Consider the following 15152-nt stretch of genomic DNA (forward strand, 5'->3'; position numbering starts at 1 on the left):
TAACGACTAACATCTTCGTCACTACCTGGCTGCGTTTGCAGCCCCACCCCATCGAGGAGCAAGCATGAGTTCGGAAGACCAGAAGCCAGAAAACGTGACGCCGTCGCGCCGCCGCTTCGTGAACACCCTCAGTACCGTTGCCGCAGGCGTGGCCGCCTCGGCCGCCGCCGTCCCGGCCCTGGCCCAGCAAGCGGCCGGCGGCAACCAGCCGGCGCCGGGCGCCGCGCGCGAGGCAGCCAAGCGCTATCCGCGTCCGCCCTTCCCCAAGCAGGACCAGCCGTGGCCGGCCCTGGCCAGCAAGATGACGCCGCGTCCAGACCACGGCGAAACCACGTATCGCGGCAGCGGCCGCCTGGCGGGACGCAAGGCCCTGATCACCGGCGGCGACTCGGGCATCGGCCGCGCCGCCGCGATCGCCTATGCGCGCGAAGGCGCCGACGTCGCCATCGGCTACCTGCCGGCCGAGGAACCGGATGCGCGCGAAGTCATGCAACTGATCCGCGACGCGGGCCGCAAGGCGGTCGCCATTCCCGGCGATATCCGCGACGAGGCTTTCTGCAAGAAGCTGGTGGAGACGGCGGTGCGCGAACTGGGCGGCCTGGACATCCTGGTCAACAATGCCGCGCGCCAGCAGAACAATAATTCGATCCTCGACATCACCAGCGAGCAGTTCGACTGGACCATCAAGACCAATGTCTATGCGGTGTTCTGGATCAGCAAGGCGGCGATTCCGCACATGTCGGCCGGCAGCGTCATCATCAATACCTCGTCGCAGACGGCTTACGATCCGCCGGAAAAACTGCTCGACTATGCGGCCACCAAGGCCTTCGAGGTGGCATTCACGAAGTCGCTGGCCAAGCAGATGGCATCGAAGGGAATCCGCGTGAATGCGGTGGCGCCGGGGCCGGTGTGGACGCCGCTGCAACTGGCGGGCGGCAATTCGCCGGAGGGGCGCGAGAAGTTCGGGGAAGATACGCCGATGAAGCGTCCCGGCCAGCCGGCCGAGCTGGCGGCAGTGTTCGTCACGCTGGCGTCGGACGAATCGAGCTATACCACCGGCCACGTGTATGGCGTGGCTGGCGGTGGCGGGCAGCCATAAGGACTCACCCCCAGCATTGATTGTAAGTATTTACTTCATTCCGCCCAGCGTTTCTGGGCGGTACTTAGTCGCAGCGCAAGATGCCGCAACATCGAAGCGAAGGAGCGAGTTCAGATCAGCTAGCCGACTAGCTCAGCTGAGACCAACTCATCTATCACACAATTCCCAGCTCAGTAGTACACCCGCCGTGGATTATCTCTCACAGGCCAGCCTTGCGCATCAGGCGTTCCACCATGCAGCGGGCGACATCGGCTCCCTCACACCGTAACTGGCGCCATAACTGATCGGCACCGCAGACCTGCATGTTCGCCTGCCAGCCCCTCTGAATATCGACGCTTCGCACGACGTCACGCTGGGCATGCATACAACGCAACTCAGAACTATGCTGGCATGACCTGGCAGATGGACTCAACGTTACAAGCACGACATACTGGTCGATAAAGCCATCATGGCTTGAAACAGCTTTGAGCTCCCCCTGGCAAAAACGCCCCTTTCAAGACACAAAGTCTCGCTGCCCTGCGCGGCTCTTGCTCTACGGCCCTGATGCATTCTTCTCCGAACCTGATCAGACTTGGATGCTGGCCGGCATCACGCTCTTGCTAGCCCACTCAGCAACGCAACGTTTCTGATGTGCAGCCGATCTTGGCCATGATCGAGGAAATCGCCGTTCATCCCGATTCGTATTAACCGCTCGCCACCTCGACCATGCATACAGAGCATTCGATGCGTTCGAGAGAATACTTGGGTTGCTATTTCATTGTGCCATTTTTAACATTGGAGCCTCTACAAACCTAAGGGGCTCACCCAGCTATTCCAGATGGCTGGAGGTAAATCAGCGACACTTCAATAGAGGCGCCTAACGTCTTCAAACCGGCATAGTGAGAAGCGCATGGGGCACTTCGTTCACAGTAAATCCGGCTTAAAGGACGTTAGCAAGCGGCGACGCAGAACGAAGCTGACAATTGCGGTGCCGTCAGAATGATAATTCGTCATTGTTCCACTTCACGAGCAGTTAACACGTTAATAAAACTACCCCGACTAACCCGCATGTGGTTGATGTGCTCGGCTGCGATGTTTTGCATGAGCGGCGGCTGCATTTCCCGCGCTGTTCCATTTGCAAAAAATATCAATAACGTGACAATTGGTGATATTTTCAGGCTGAAATATAGTTATATTTGTTCACTGAATTTCCTTAAGGCAATCAAAAAGCGCTAGCAATCAATCGCGCGTGATAGTCGGTTGAGAAAGCCAACAAGATGATACCGAGCGCCGTGGTTCAAGATGAATAGTGCGTAAGGAGGTCTCTCAGAGGAGCATGCCCCGCGGCTGCCATAATTTGAATGAAGGCACGATGCAGGGAGTCATAGCCTTTTGAATTAGAAGTATTCAAGAACATTCTGAAGTCATCAAATAGCGAGCAAATCTGTGACCAATCCCTCAATTACCGAATACCTGAAGTACTCCACGCTCCAGTTGGCGGCCGAAGCGTTTCTCAGAGATGAAAATACGTGCAAGTTGGCCACAACAGACGCTCAAATCGTCACGGCTCTTCTAAATGGCAACGGCCATGCTAGTCGGTTCACTAATACGGAGGCGGATGCGTTTATTGATAATGGCTGGAAGGTGCTGGACCAATGTGTGAATACGGGGACAGGCTTCTCTGGGACCCTATTTCAAAATATCGAGACAGACGAGTTAGTCATATCATTTCGCAGCACAGAGTTCGTTGATGACGCGGTGCGTGATAGCCTCGCTACAAATACTTACGAGATCAAGGCTACTGGCTTTGCCTGGGGGCAGATCGCCGATATGGAAGAGTGGTATGCCAAACTTCAGGCCGATCCATCGAAATTGGGAAATAAGTCGTTTTCCGTTACCGGATACAGCCTTGGCGGACATTTGGCGACAGCATTCAATCTTCTGCATACAGACGAAGCAGACCAGGTTGTCACTTTTAATGGTGCCGGTGTAGGTAAAGTTACACAAGGAACCTTGGCAAGTGCACTTGATGAGTTCAATAAACTGCGCGAAGACCCTGTTCAGATCACAGCACAGTTTGCGGACTCGGGGCTGACTGAGCTTTACAACACCATTCGCATGCATCTGTCGGATCACTCTTGGACCGCTCAGGAAGCTAAGGCGACAATAATTGAGGCCTATGTAGGAGAGACGATGAGTACTGATGCGCAAGCACTCTTGTCAGCGCTTAGCGAAATCGCTGAGTTGCAAGAGGAGGCCGCGCGTGTGCCGACTTTGCGTGCGGGCAGCTCTGGCATGGACCTCAATATTCACCCGAAAAAAGTGGATGAGAGTCAAGTTGACGCGCTTAGCTTGGACTATCGTATGGCAGTGAAGTTCGCAGCCAGGAACACGGAAGCGGCATCACTAGTGGATGGTGTGATTCAAGCGTATGGTAATAAGGAATATCTGGACATCAGATTCGCTAATCAGTATGACGTTGTCGGAGATACCAAGCCATCAGCCGTTGCACACAGCCTTTGGCACGCCGGGCAGGATGTGCGCATTTTCATTGAGGATCAGCCGTTGTACCGTGGCGGTATTGGCGCGGATCTCGCTAACGCGGCCCTCGACTACGGCTCTGTCAAGCTATTAGTGGATGGATATGCAACAAAAGGTTTTGGGGACACCCACAGTTTAATTCTGTTGGTGGATTCGCTCAGTATCCAAGATTCCCTGCTTAATCTGGTGGCAGCGAATCAGAGGAATAGTGTGCAAGCCTCGCTAGCCGAGATTTTAAGAGCTGAGTCCTATCTCAAAGGAGTAAATGGCGACCTGTTACTAGGGTCGGGCCAGGGCATGGCCGAGGGCGACGTTATGGAAAACGTTGTCAACACGCTCTCTGCACTCTTTTTTGGTCCAGATAGCCCCTATATGCTCAAAGGGGATCCTAACGGGAATACCTGGGCGCGCATTGATAACTTGAATGGCTATACTGGCCGTTCTCACTTGCATGATCGACTGGATGAAATAACTAACAGTACTGCCTACAAAAATCTTGTTGGAAAACTTGACTTCTCGTTTGCGGCCTCGCCAAGCGCCACTGCCGGACGCGAGGATTTCGGGAACTTCTTATCACTATATACGCTAAGTCCTCTCGCATTCCATTTCAGCTCTGTGACAGATGTTCCTGCAGCGTGGGATAGCGTTTATGAGGACTGGGTTGCTGACAATCTATTATTGGAGCAAGACGAGGATTCTGTGGAACTGGCCATCAGCAATAAATGGATGATTGACCGCGCCGATTTTTTGCAGCGCAAGCTCTGGTTTAATATAAATAATGTAAACCCTTCAAATGCTCGACCGATCGAGGCAAATGACTCGAATACGGGCCATCCGTATCTGACAGATTCGACTTACTTTGAGGACGCAGCCAGTGACTATATCATAGCCCAAGGTTACGCAGCAGGAAATCCATACGCCAATATTCATCGCTTCTATTTTGGCGACTCGAAGGATAATACGCATGTAGGCGGTGGAGTTGCTGACCATCTTTACGGAATGAGTGGCAATGATTATCTTTATGGGCAAGGTGGTGATGATTATCTGGAAGGCGGGAACGGGGCCGACAATCTCATAGGTGGGGCCGACAACGACGAGCTATGGGGCAATGCAGATGACGACAACCTTTGGGGGGGAGATGGTGACGACGAGCTTCATGGAGGTAGCGGAATAGATAAACTTATGGGAGGAAACGGCAACGACACGCTCTGGGGCGGTTCTGGCAACGATTCTCTTTGGGGCCAAGAAGGTAACGATGAACTCTATGGCGGCAGTGGAGACGATTACTTGTCTGGCGATGCAGGTAATAATGAGGTCCATGGCGGCAGCGGCGACGACTATGTTGACGGCGGGGCCGACTCCGACAAGCTATGGGGAGATGAAGGCGATGACGTGCTGCGGGGTTATGATGGCGACGACTGGCTTGACGGCGGCGAGGGCGACGATCTTTTAATGGGCGGCGCTGGCAACAACACATTAATTGGCGGAGGCGGGTCAGACGTGCTCAATGGCAGCGATGGAATAAACACATTCGTCGGCGATACGGGATCAACATATATAATCGGCGGCAGTGAGCACGACAAGTTTTTCTGCAATTCAGCCGGAAGCACTGAAATTCATCACGAGGATGGCGTTACTGGGACCGGAGTGATCTATTTGGATGGTGTAAAGCTTGGCGGCGTCTTCGAAACAAATTACCCTCTTGGATCATCCTGGCATGACAGCTACGGCAACTTCTATCGCCGTGATAGCTGGATGTTATATATAAATGACAGTATAACCATATTTAATTTCGCTAACGGTTCGTATGGGATAACGTATGTCGATAACTTTGCTAATGCCGATAGCGGCTATGGCCTTTCCCCAAATTTATCTACGGTTACCTCTGGCATCGAATTGGTCGGAGTTCTAAATAAAGGGGCGGGGGAAGCGCAGCTGGAGATATCGTTAGGATAAGAGGTACTCATGGTTGCCCATAAATGGGACCAGCATCGGGCGTTACTGGGAGCGCCCGACAAAACCTTCAGGGCTAATGCATCAGCGAATAACGAAGAAAACCACTTTCTCCGCCCCCCCCCCAAGTTCACCAACAAAAGGCAGACCCGATGTGATCGATCCTTGGCCAAGACGGCGGCTGTAACGTGGCCGCAACGGACTTTAACCGCGGCGCAGCAGGCGCGCCAGCAGCGAGGCGAAGGAACGGGTGCGGATCAGTTGCCCCAGGGGGCCAGCGTTGGTGCAGCGCGAAATGACAGTCATCTCTAATTCCTCCTGGACATAGCTTGGCAGATTAGCCATGCCAAGCGTACTCATCTGTGCGCTGCCTCGCATAAGTCTCCAGCCTGCTCGGCGCTAGCGCGCGCGCCCCGATCCCGTAGCGTTCTATCATGAACCCCTCGTAGGGCGAGGGTCTGCTCCAATCGGAGTGGCCGTCGCGTTGTTCGCAACGTCAATAGACAAGGAGGAACATATGGGCTACGCAGACCGCGATAAATACGGTATCTACAGGAACAGCAACAATATAGGTCCGGGACCGTCCCTGATGGGTGCAGACACCTTGATCGGCGACAGCGTCGTCAATGCCGCCGAGGAAGATCTGGGCGACATCAAGGAAATCATGCTCGACATGCAGACTGGCCAGGTGGCCTACGCCGTGCTGGCCTTCGGCGGCTTCCTGGGCATGGGAGAAAAACTGTTCGCCGTGCCCTGGCAGGCGCTGCACCTGGACACAGTCAACAAGCGCTTCGTGCTCAACGTCGAGAAAGACCGCCTCAAGACCGCACCGGGCTTCGACAAGGACGCCTGGCCGGATATGAGCGACCTGAGCTGGGCGACCGGCATCCACAGCTTCTATGGCACCGACCCGAACCGTTCGGGTGCACCGACCATGGGGCCAGGCGTGCCGATGGGCGGCATGGTCGGCGGCGCCGGCACCGGCAGCGCCACCTATGCGGGCGGCGCGATGGGCTCCAGCGTGGGCGCCGGGCACGCCGGTTCCAGCAGCCTGGGCGGCGCGGGCGCCGGCATGGGCGATTCGCGGGCCAATCAGGGTCCCGGCCATAGCACCGACCCACGCTCCGGCAGCCTGGGCGACGACAAGGACTTGAGCCGCATCCGCGGCAGCAATATCGGCTAAGACCGCATGAAGGGCGGCGGCGCGATCGCCGTCCTTCGCGTCATCACCCTGCCCTCAGCAGAACACGAAATCCTCGTTCGACCGGGGAACCCGGCGCAGTACGTCGCGCATCACATACCCTGCCAGTCCGGCCAGGGACACCACCAGTAACCACAATCCAGACATGATCGACTCCTTAAGCACAGCCCGCTTTCGCACAGGTGTGCGAAATTAAGTTAAAAAAAGGGAGCACGACGCCCTCCCCGGCCCGACCTTATTCGAGGTCGCTGAAACTCCGGTAAGTGGAAATGAGGCGGTTGAACGCCCGTTGCGCCCGCCTTGGCGCGTCTGCGTCATGCAGGAAGCGCGCGTCGTGCATCACGCCGATCACGAGGCTGTAGATCTCGAACACCAGCTGCTCGGGTTCGGTGTCGGGCCGCAGATGCCCTGCTTCCATCGCCTGCAGCACCGTCTTGCGCAAGGTCGCGCGCCAGCGCAGCACGCCCGCCTCGATGCGCTCGCGCAGTGGATGCGGCATGGGAATGTCGTCGAATTCGAAAGCGCCCGCGGTATACAGGCAAGAGCCGCGCGCGGTTTCGCCGGCAATCTTCCTGAGCCACAGATTGACCATCGTGGACAGGCGCGGCAAGCCGCGCGACGCCGCCAGCGCCGGCACGAAGATCTCCTCGGAAAAGCGGCGATCGTATTCGTCCAGCACGGCCGACTGCAGGGCCTCGAGCGAACCGACGCGCGAGAACACGCCGCTCTTGCTGATGCCGGTGCGCTTGGACAGCTCGCCCAGCGACAGCTGGCCGATGCCCTCGGTCGACGCCATCCCGACCGCCGCATCGAGGATGGTGGCGTAGGTGGCTTCGCTTTTGGCCGTGGTATTCATGCGAGTACTTTAGCACAGGCGTGCGAAAGAACAAGGAATTTATAGCGCGTAGGACGTGAGCGCGGCTGGCTGGACGACGACAATCGATCCGGCCCGCTGCCCAAAAACGTCATTCCCGCGGAGGCGCACTAGCGTCCGGAATATTTATACGCAACGTATGCATCGTCATCCCCGCGGAGGCGGGGATCCAAGTGAAGTCACAGAATGTTCATGCTCTTGCGCGACCCGAACGTTCATCGGAGGTCGATTTTTAGGCCACTGGCCGTGCACACTTGGGTTCCCGCCAAGGCGCCCGGCGAGGGCGGGAACGACGTGGTTTTTCCTATACAGCGGCCTTTTTCAAGCGGCCGAAATTATTCCGGACACCAGTGCGCGGAGGCGGGAATCCAAGGCCGATGCGTCGCCACTAAAGTCAGATCTTGTGGCGTGGCACGCAAACTTGGATTCCCGCCTCCGCGGGAATGACGTTTACAGGGTGCGGGCTGGAAGACGGCAGTCAGCCGATAACACAGCGGGCCGATGCCCATTAACGCAACATCGACTCCCACACCTTCTGCAGCCGCTTGGCCGACACCGGCATCGGCGTCCTCAGCTCCTGCGCGAACAGCGACACCCGCAGCTCTTCCAGCATCCACCTGAACTCGACCATGCGCGGATCATTGTTCTTGCCCGCCATATTCTTGAGCGTGCGCTGGAACTGGGCGGCGGCCGTCTGCCATTCGGCCATCAGCTGCGCATCGCGCGACGGATTGCCGCGCAACTTCTCGAGACGCACGTTGATCGCCTTCAGGTAGCGCGGGAAATGCGCCAGCTGGCTGTATTCGTTGTCGGCGATGAAACGCTTGTGCACCAGCGCCTGTAGCTGCGCCTGGATGTCCGACGACACCGCCGACGGCAGGGTCTGCACACGCTTGGGCAGGCCGTGGTACTCGCCCAGGATCTGCCCGGCCAGGCGCGCCACCTCGTTGATGAGCAGGCCAATGCGGCCCTTGCCCTGGTCACGGCGTTGGTTGAACGAGGCCGCGTCGACCGGCAACGGATCCTGCAGGCAGGCGATGTCGATCGCCTTGGCCACGATCTGGTCGCGCAAGTCTTCCTGCGAGCCGATGTTCATGAACTGCATGCCCATGCCCTGCAGGCCGGGGATATTCTTCTCGGCGAACTTGAGCTGTTCCTTGAACTGCAGCGCGAACAGGCGGCGCAGGCCCACGCGGTGGGTGCGCGCCGCCACGTTCGGATCGTCGAACACCTCCAGGTCGCAGTGCGTGCCCTTGTCGACCAGCGCCGGGAAGCCGATCAGGGTCAGCTTGCCCTGGTTGATCTCCAGCAGCTCGGGCAGCTCGCCGAAGGTCCAGCTGGTGAGACCCGCGTGCTGACGGCCCGATGCCGATTCCTGGGCCGATTCTTGCGCAGGCGCGGTAGCCGGTGCAGCCTGTGGCGCACCACCTTTGCCTTTGCCGGCAGGTGCGACGGGCGCGCTCGGCGCGGCCGCCACCGGCCGCGCTGCCTGCGCACGCGCATTGGCCGCGGCCGGCGTCGCTTCCGCCATCTTCTGGAAGCTCTGGCGCGCCTGTCCACCCAGCTCGGCCTGGAGCGTCGACAGATTGCGCCCCATGTCCAGCTGGCGGCCATGCTCGTCGATGACCTTGAAGTTCATGAACATATGCGCCGGCAGGGTCTCGATCTTGAAGTCGGCGGTCTTCACTCCCACGCCGGTCTGCGCGCGCACGTCCATGATCAGCACGTCGACCAGGTCGCCGCGCCCGAACGCATTCGTCGCATGGATGCGCTCCACAAAACGTGCCGCATACTCCGGCAGCGGCACGCAGTGGCGGCGCAGCTTCTGCGGCAGCGATTTGAGCAGCAGGTGCACCTTTTCCTTGATCATCCCCGGCACCAGCCAGGCCGGCCGCGCCGAGGGGATCTGGTTCAGCGCAAACAGCGGCACGGCGAGCGTGACGCCATCGCGCACGCTGCCCGGCTCGAAGTGGTACGTCAGGCCCATCTCGATGCCGGTGACGACCATCGTCTTCGGGAATAGCTCGGTGGTGACGCCGGCCGCCTCGTGCCGCATCAGTTCTTCGCGGTTCAGGTAGAGCAGCTTCGGATTGTCGCGCGCCAGGTCCTTGTACCACTTCTCGAAGCCGGCGCCGTTCACGACGTCGTGCGGGATCTCGTTATCGTAGAAGGCCGCGATCAGCTGGTCGTCGACCAGCACGTCCTGGCGGCGCGACTTGTGCTCGAGGTTCTCGATGTCCTTCACCAGCTTGTGGTTGTGGATGTAGAACGGCAGGCGCGTCTCGTAGTCGCCCGCCACCAGCGCGTCACGAATAAAGATCTCGCGCGCTTCACGCGGATTGCGCTGGCCGTAGTTGATGCGCCGGCCGCCATAGATGACGATGCCGTACAGCGTCGCGCGTTCGAGCGCCGTGACTTGCGCCTGCTTCTTTTCCCAGCGCGGCTCGCCCCAGGATTTCTTCAGCAGGTGGCCGCCGATCTTCTCCACCCACTCCGGCTGGATCTGGGCAATGGTGCGCGCATACAGGCGCGTGGTCTCGACCAGCTCGGCCGCCATCACCCAGCGTCCCGCCTTCTTGCCGAGCGTCGAGCCGGGCCAGATGTGGAACTTGATGCCGCGCGCGCCAAGGTAGACGCCGCCCTGCTCGTCCTCGGACTTGAAACCGATATTGCCGAGTAAACCTGTGAGCAGCGCCAGGTGCAGCTGTTCATAGGTGGCGGGGCTTTCGTTCAGGCGCCAGCCCTGCTCGCGCACGATGGTCAAGAGCTGCGAATGCACGTCGCGCCACTCGCGCAGGCGCAGCTGCGACAGGAAGTTGGCGCGGCAGTTGTCCTGCAGCTGGCGGTTGGTCTTCTTGTGCGCGATCGCGTCCTCGAACCAGGCCCAGATCTTCAGGTAGCTCAGGAATTCGGACTTCTCGTCGGCAAACTTCTTGTGCTTTTCGTCGGCCTGCTGCTGGTACTCGATCGGCCGGTCGCGCGGGTCTTGCGTGGACAGGGCCGAGGCCACGATCAGCATCTCGGTCAGGCACTGATTGTCGAGCGCGGCCAGGATCATGCGGCCCACGCGCGGGTCGAGCGGCAGTTTGGCCAGCTTGCGGCCCAGCGGGGTCAGGTCATTGTTGTCGTCGACCGCGCCGACTTCCTGCAGCAACTGGTAGCCGTCGGCGATCGCGCGGCCTTGCGGCGCCTCGATGAAGGGGAAGGTCTCGACATCGGCCAGGCGCAGGGACTTCATGCGCAGGATGACGGCCGCCAGCGACGAACGCAGGATCTCCGGCTCGGTGAATTTGGGGCGCTTTTGAAAATCGTCTTCTTCGAACAGGCGGATGCAGACGCCGTCGGCCACGCGGCCGCAACGGCCGGCGCGCTGGTTGGCCGCCGATTGCGCGACCGGTTCGACCTGCAGCTGCTCGACCTTGTTCCTGAAGCTGTAGCGCTTTACGCGCGCCAGGCCCGTATCGACCACGTAGCGGATGCCCGGCACGGTCAGCGAGGTCTCGGCCACGTTGGTGGCCAGGACGATGCGGCGCGCGTTGCCGCTCGGGCGGAACACGCGGTCCTGCTCCTCCACCGACAGGCGGGCGAACAGCGGCAGGATGTCGACATGCGGGGGATGGTGCTTGCGCAGCGCCTCGGCGCAGTCGCGGATTTCGCGCTCGCCCGGCAGGAACACCAGCACATCGCCCGAGCCGATGCGGCACAGCTCATCGACGGCGTCGACCACGCCATCCATCAGGTCGCGCTTTTCACGCGCGGCCTGGGCTTTCGGCACAGGCTTGCTGGCGTCGCTCGGCACGCCCGGAGTCACCGGGTCGCGGTCGATCGGACGGTAGCGCACCTCGACCTTGTACAGGCGGCCCGAGACCTCGATCACCGGCGCCGGCTTGTCGTTCGCGGCGAAGTGGCGTGCGAAGCGCTCGGCGTCGATGGTCGCCGAGGTGATGATCACTTTCAGGTCGGGACGGCGCGGCAGCAGCTGCTTGAGGTAGCCGAGCAGGAAGTCGATGTTCAGGCTGCGCTCGTGCGCCTCGTCGATGATGATCGTATCGTAGTTGCGCAGCAGCGGATCGGTTTGCGTCTCGGCCAGCAGGATACCGTCGGTCATCAGCTTGACCGAGGCGCCCTTCTGCAAGGTGTCGTTGAAGCGCACCTTGAAGCCGACGTGTTCGCCCAGCGGCGAGCCAATCTCTTGCGCGATGCGCTTGGCGGTCGACGAGGCCGCGATCCGGCGTGGCTGGGTGTGGCCGATCAGACCACGGCTGCCGCGGCCCAGTTCCAGGCAGATCTTCGGCAGCTGGGTGGTCTTGCCCGAACCGGTCTCGCCCGAGACGATGACCACCTGGTTTTCCGCGATGGCCTTCGCGATCTCGGCGCGGCGGCCGGAGACCGGCAGGTCTTCGGGAAAGGTAATCGGTGGCAGTGGATTGCGCACGAGCGGCGTCTCTTCGCGCGGCGCGCGCTCCTGGCGCGGGCGTGGCTCGCCCTGCGGCCGGCGCTGGCGGCGGTCGGCCGAGGGTGCGGTGGCGTTGGTGGCGGTGGCGCCTGCTTCGCGCGCCGGCTGTGGCGAAGGCTTGTTACTCTGTTCAGACATTGATTTTTACAAGGATTTGGTGCGCACAACGCGCAGCGAATTATAATGCGGCAAATGGAAACTCCTACCCAATTCGTCCAGTGGCTGCGCTCGGTCGCGCCGTATATTCACGCCTTTGGCGGCAAGACCTTCGTGGTCGCCTTCCCGGGCGAACTGGTGGCCGCCGGCGCCCTGCCGGTGCTGGCGCAAGATCTGTCCCTGCTGGTCGGCCTCGGCATCCGCATCGTGCTGGTGCACGGTTCGCGGCCGCAGGTGGCCGAGCAGCTGGCATTGCGTAACGTCGAGGGGCGCTTCCACAACGGCGTGCGGGTCACCGACACCGCCGCGCTGGAATGCGCCAAGGAAGCCGCCGGCGAACTGCGCCTCGACATCGAGGCCGCCTTCAGCCAGGGCTTGCCCAACACGCCGATGTCGAATGCCCAGATCAGCATCGTCTCGGGCAACTTCGTGGTGGCCCGCCCGCTGGGCGTGATCGACGGCGTCGATTTCGAGCTCACCGGCGTGACCCGCAAGATCGCCGCCGAGAAGATCCACCCGATCCTGCAAACAGAAGACAACCTGGTGCTGCTCTCGCCGCTGGGCTTCTCGCCGACCGGCGAGATCTTTAACCTGACGATGGAAGACGTGGCCGCGTCGGCCGCGATCGCCCTGCATGCCGATAAGCTGATCTTCATCACCGAGTCGCCGATGCTGACCGATGCCGGCGGCGCCGAGCTGCGCGAATTGTCGTCGCACATGGCAGAAGCCGTGCTGCAGGCGGGCTTTTTGTCCGATTCCGCCGCCTTCTACATGCAGCACGCGATCAAGGCCTGCAATGCCGGCGTCGACCGCGCCCACATCATCCCTTACGAGATGGATGGCTCGGCCCTGCTCGAGGTGTTCACCCACGACGGCGTGGGCACCATGATCAGCCACGAGAACCTGGAAAGCCTGCGCCAGGCCACAATTGAGGACGTCGGCGGAATTATCAAGCTTATCGAGCCACTCGAAGCCGATGGCACCCTGGTCTACCGCGGCCGCGAGCTGATCGAGCGCGAGATCGACCAGTTCTCGGTGATCGACCACGACGGCGTGATCTTCGGCTGCGCCGCGCTGTATCCCTTCCCCGAATCGAAGATGGGCGAGATGGCCTGCCTGACGGTGAGCCAGGACGCCCAGACCCAGGGCGACGGCGAGCGCATCTTGAAGCACATGGAAAACCGCGCCCGCGCGGCCGGTCTCACGAAGCTGTTCGTGCTGACCACGCGCACCTCGCACTGGTTCAAGAAGCGCGGCTTCGTGCCGGCCACCGTGGACGATCTGCCAAAGGATCGGCAGCACATGTACAACTGGCAGCGTCGATCACAGGTACTGATCAAGACCTTATAATAGCGGTCTTACCCGGATAACGCACAACAGGAGTACACAATGGCCCGCACCATCCACTGCATCAAACTGAACAAGGAAGCCGAAGGCCTGGACTTCCCGCCGGTCCCAGGCGAGATGGGCAAGAAGCTGTACATGTCGGTCTCGAAAGAGGCATGGCAGGGATGGCTCAAGCATCAAACGATGCTGATCAACGAAAACCGCCTGAACCTGGCCGACGACCGCGCGCGCAAATACCTGGCGACGCAGATGGAGAAGCATTTCTTCGGTGAAGGCGCCGACCAGGCGATGGGTTACGTGCCGCCACCGGCGTAATTCAAGCACCACTTACCTCAAGACCGTCATTCCCGCGCAGGCGGGAATCCAAGTCATCCGCAGACCACTTGATTCAATCGTAGTGGAACGCTGGCGAACTTGGATTCCCGCCTCCGCGGGAATGACGTTTTTGGGCCGCGGATCTACATCTTGCGGCACTGACGCAACTCACAGCGCGCCATGAATACCTTGCCATCCTGGCACTGCATCCGGTAAACCTCGATCGGCCCCGGCTCCGTGATCAGGCTGGCGCCCTGCTCGCTGGCGCAGGCTTGCGCCTTGGCCAGCTGCTCGACCGTGGTCGACGATACGCCGACCTTGAACGGCACGCGCTGGATCTCGACGACGTCGGGCGATCGTGCGGCCAACGTCGACTCCGACAAATCCACCCCACTGCCAACGACAGAACACCCGCCCAGCAGGACGGCCGCAAGCAGCGGCACCAGCGCGTATTTCATGGCCGGCCTCCCGATCAGAGCGACAGGGTCTTGACGCCGTCAAGCGTGCCCAGCAGGCAGACGTTGGCGCCGGCCTTGGCGAACAGGCCCACGGCGATCACGCCGGTGATCTGGTTGATCTGCTCTTCCAGCGCCACCGGATCGGTGATCGACAGGCCCGCCACGTCGATCAGCTCACCACCGTTGTCGGTAATGAAAGGCTGGTCGGTGCCTGGCTTGAGGCGCAGCTTCGGCTGGCCGCCGAGCGCCGCCAGCTTGCGCATCACGACGGCGCGCGCCATCGGGATCACTTCGACCGGCAGCGGGAATTTACCCAGCGTGTCGACCAGCTTCGAACCGTCGGCGATGCAGACGAACTTCTTCGACACCGAGGCCACGATCTTCTCGCGCGTGAGCGCCGCGCCGCCACCCTTGATCATCGCGCCCTGCGCGTCGATCTCATCGGCGCCGTCGATGTAGACGGCCATCGACTCGACTTCGTTCAGGTCGAACACCGGAATGCCATGGCCGCGCAGGCGGGCGGCGGTGGCTTCGGACGAGGCCACGGTGCCCTTGATGCGATCCTTGATCTTGGCCAGTTCGTCGATGAAGAAGTTGGCGGTCGAGCCGGTGCCGACGCCGATGATTTCGCCGTCGACAACGTAATCGATGGCGGCGCGCGCCACTGCTTGTTTCAGTTCGTCTTGAGTCATGATGCGGTTGGTAGAGGAAAGGAATACGCCATTTTAGCGGATTACAAGGACCTGTTCGGCCAAAACCTCCCCCCAGGTCGT

10 protein-coding genes are annotated in these 15152 nt (G+C 60.3%); 5 read left to right on the forward strand and 5 right to left on the reverse strand.

Annotated elements, in window-relative coordinates; all coding sequences use genetic code 11:
- Positions 1-64 precede the first annotated feature (64 nt).
- Positions 65-1099, forward strand: a complete 1035-nt coding sequence (locus SOM61_RS21305; RefSeq protein WP_320475936.1) for an SDR family oxidoreductase — start codon at positions 65-67, stop codon at positions 1097-1099.
- 199 nt (positions 1100-1298) lie between these two features.
- On the opposite strand, the gene SOM61_RS26495 is transcribed toward SOM61_RS21305, so the two are convergent.
- On the reverse strand, positions 1299-1463 hold the full coding sequence (locus tag SOM61_RS26495; protein ID WP_414675056.1) for an IS3 family transposase: 165 nt from the start codon (positions 1461-1463) through the stop codon (positions 1299-1301).
- A gap of 1061 nt (positions 1464-2524) precedes the next feature.
- Between SOM61_RS26495 and SOM61_RS21310 the strand changes: the two genes are divergently transcribed.
- Both SOM61_RS21310 and SOM61_RS21315 read left to right on the forward strand, forming a co-directional pair.
- Positions 2525-5575 carry an alpha/beta hydrolase family protein gene (locus SOM61_RS21310; RefSeq protein WP_320475937.1) on the forward strand — a complete coding sequence of 1017 codons (3051 nt, stop codon included), beginning with the start codon at positions 2525-2527 and terminating at the stop codon, positions 5573-5575.
- A gap of 586 nt (positions 5576-6161) precedes the next feature.
- Complete coding sequence (locus tag SOM61_RS21315) at positions 6162-6755, forward strand: PRC-barrel domain-containing protein (RefSeq protein ID WP_320475938.1); 594 nt, start codon at positions 6162-6164, stop codon at positions 6753-6755.
- A 253-nt stretch (positions 6756-7008) separates the two neighbouring features.
- Here SOM61_RS21315 and SOM61_RS21320 read toward each other — a convergent pair whose 3' ends face one another.
- Together SOM61_RS21320 and hrpA are read right to left on the reverse strand one after the other, a co-directional pair.
- Positions 7009-7629 (reverse strand): TetR/AcrR family transcriptional regulator, encoded by a 621-nt coding sequence (locus SOM61_RS21320; RefSeq protein ID WP_320475939.1) that lies wholly within the window; start codon positions 7627-7629, stop codon positions 7009-7011.
- A gap of 526 nt (positions 7630-8155) precedes the next feature.
- The gene (gene hrpA / locus SOM61_RS21325; protein WP_320475940.1) at positions 8156-12241 is read right to left on the reverse strand and encodes an ATP-dependent RNA helicase HrpA; all 4086 of its coding nucleotides are present in this window, start codon (positions 12239-12241) and stop codon (positions 8156-8158) included.
- 54 nt (positions 12242-12295) lie between these two features.
- Between hrpA and argA the strand changes: the two genes are divergently transcribed.
- Both argA and SOM61_RS21335 read left to right on the forward strand, forming a co-directional pair.
- Entirely contained in the window at positions 12296-13609 is a 1314-nt protein-coding gene (gene argA / locus SOM61_RS21330; protein ID WP_123071473.1) for an amino-acid N-acetyltransferase, read from the forward strand.
- Positions 13610-13648: 39 nt separating this feature from the next.
- Entirely contained in the window at positions 13649-13921 is a 273-nt protein-coding gene (locus tag SOM61_RS21335; protein ID WP_123071474.1) for an oxidative damage protection protein, read from the forward strand.
- 143 nt (positions 13922-14064) lie between these two features.
- Here SOM61_RS21335 and SOM61_RS21340 read toward each other — a convergent pair whose 3' ends face one another.
- Complete coding sequence (locus SOM61_RS21340; protein ID WP_320475941.1) at positions 14065-14379, reverse strand: hypothetical protein; 315 nt, start codon at positions 14377-14379, stop codon at positions 14065-14067.
- A 14-nt stretch (positions 14380-14393) separates the two neighbouring features.
- Complete coding sequence (gene rpiA / locus SOM61_RS21345) at positions 14394-15071, reverse strand: ribose-5-phosphate isomerase RpiA (RefSeq protein WP_123071476.1); 678 nt, start codon at positions 15069-15071, stop codon at positions 14394-14396.
- Positions 15072-15152 lie beyond the last annotated feature (81 nt).

Source organism: Massilia sp. CFBP9012, assembly GCF_034045115.1.
In the GTDB taxonomy this organism is placed as follows: domain Bacteria; phylum Pseudomonadota; class Gammaproteobacteria; order Burkholderiales; family Burkholderiaceae_D; genus Telluria.

Coding starts and splice junctions, on each gene's coding strand:
- SOM61_RS21305 (WP_320475936.1), top strand. CDS start 65: ATGAGTTCGGAAGACCAGAAGCCAGAAAACGTGACGCCGTCGCGCCGC.
- SOM61_RS26495 (WP_414675056.1), bottom strand. CDS start 1,463: ATGCATGCCCAGCGTGACGTCGTGCGAAGCGTCGATATTCAGAGGGGC.
- SOM61_RS21315 (WP_320475938.1), top strand. CDS start 6,162: ATGGGTGCAGACACCTTGATCGGCGACAGCGTCGTCAATGCCGCCGAG.
- SOM61_RS21320 (WP_320475939.1), bottom strand. CDS start 7,629: ATGAATACCACGGCCAAAAGCGAAGCCACCTACGCCACCATCCTCGAT.
- hrpA (WP_320475940.1), bottom strand. CDS start 12,241: ATGTCTGAACAGAGTAACAAGCCTTCGCCACAGCCGGCGCGCGAAGCA.
- argA (WP_123071473.1), top strand. CDS start 12,296: ATGGAAACTCCTACCCAATTCGTCCAGTGGCTGCGCTCGGTCGCGCCG.
- SOM61_RS21335 (WP_123071474.1), top strand. CDS start 13,649: ATGGCCCGCACCATCCACTGCATCAAACTGAACAAGGAAGCCGAAGGC.
- SOM61_RS21340 (WP_320475941.1), bottom strand. CDS start 14,379: ATGAAATACGCGCTGGTGCCGCTGCTTGCGGCCGTCCTGCTGGGCGGG.
- rpiA (WP_123071476.1), bottom strand. CDS start 15,071: ATGACTCAAGACGAACTGAAACAAGCAGTGGCGCGCGCCGCCATCGAT.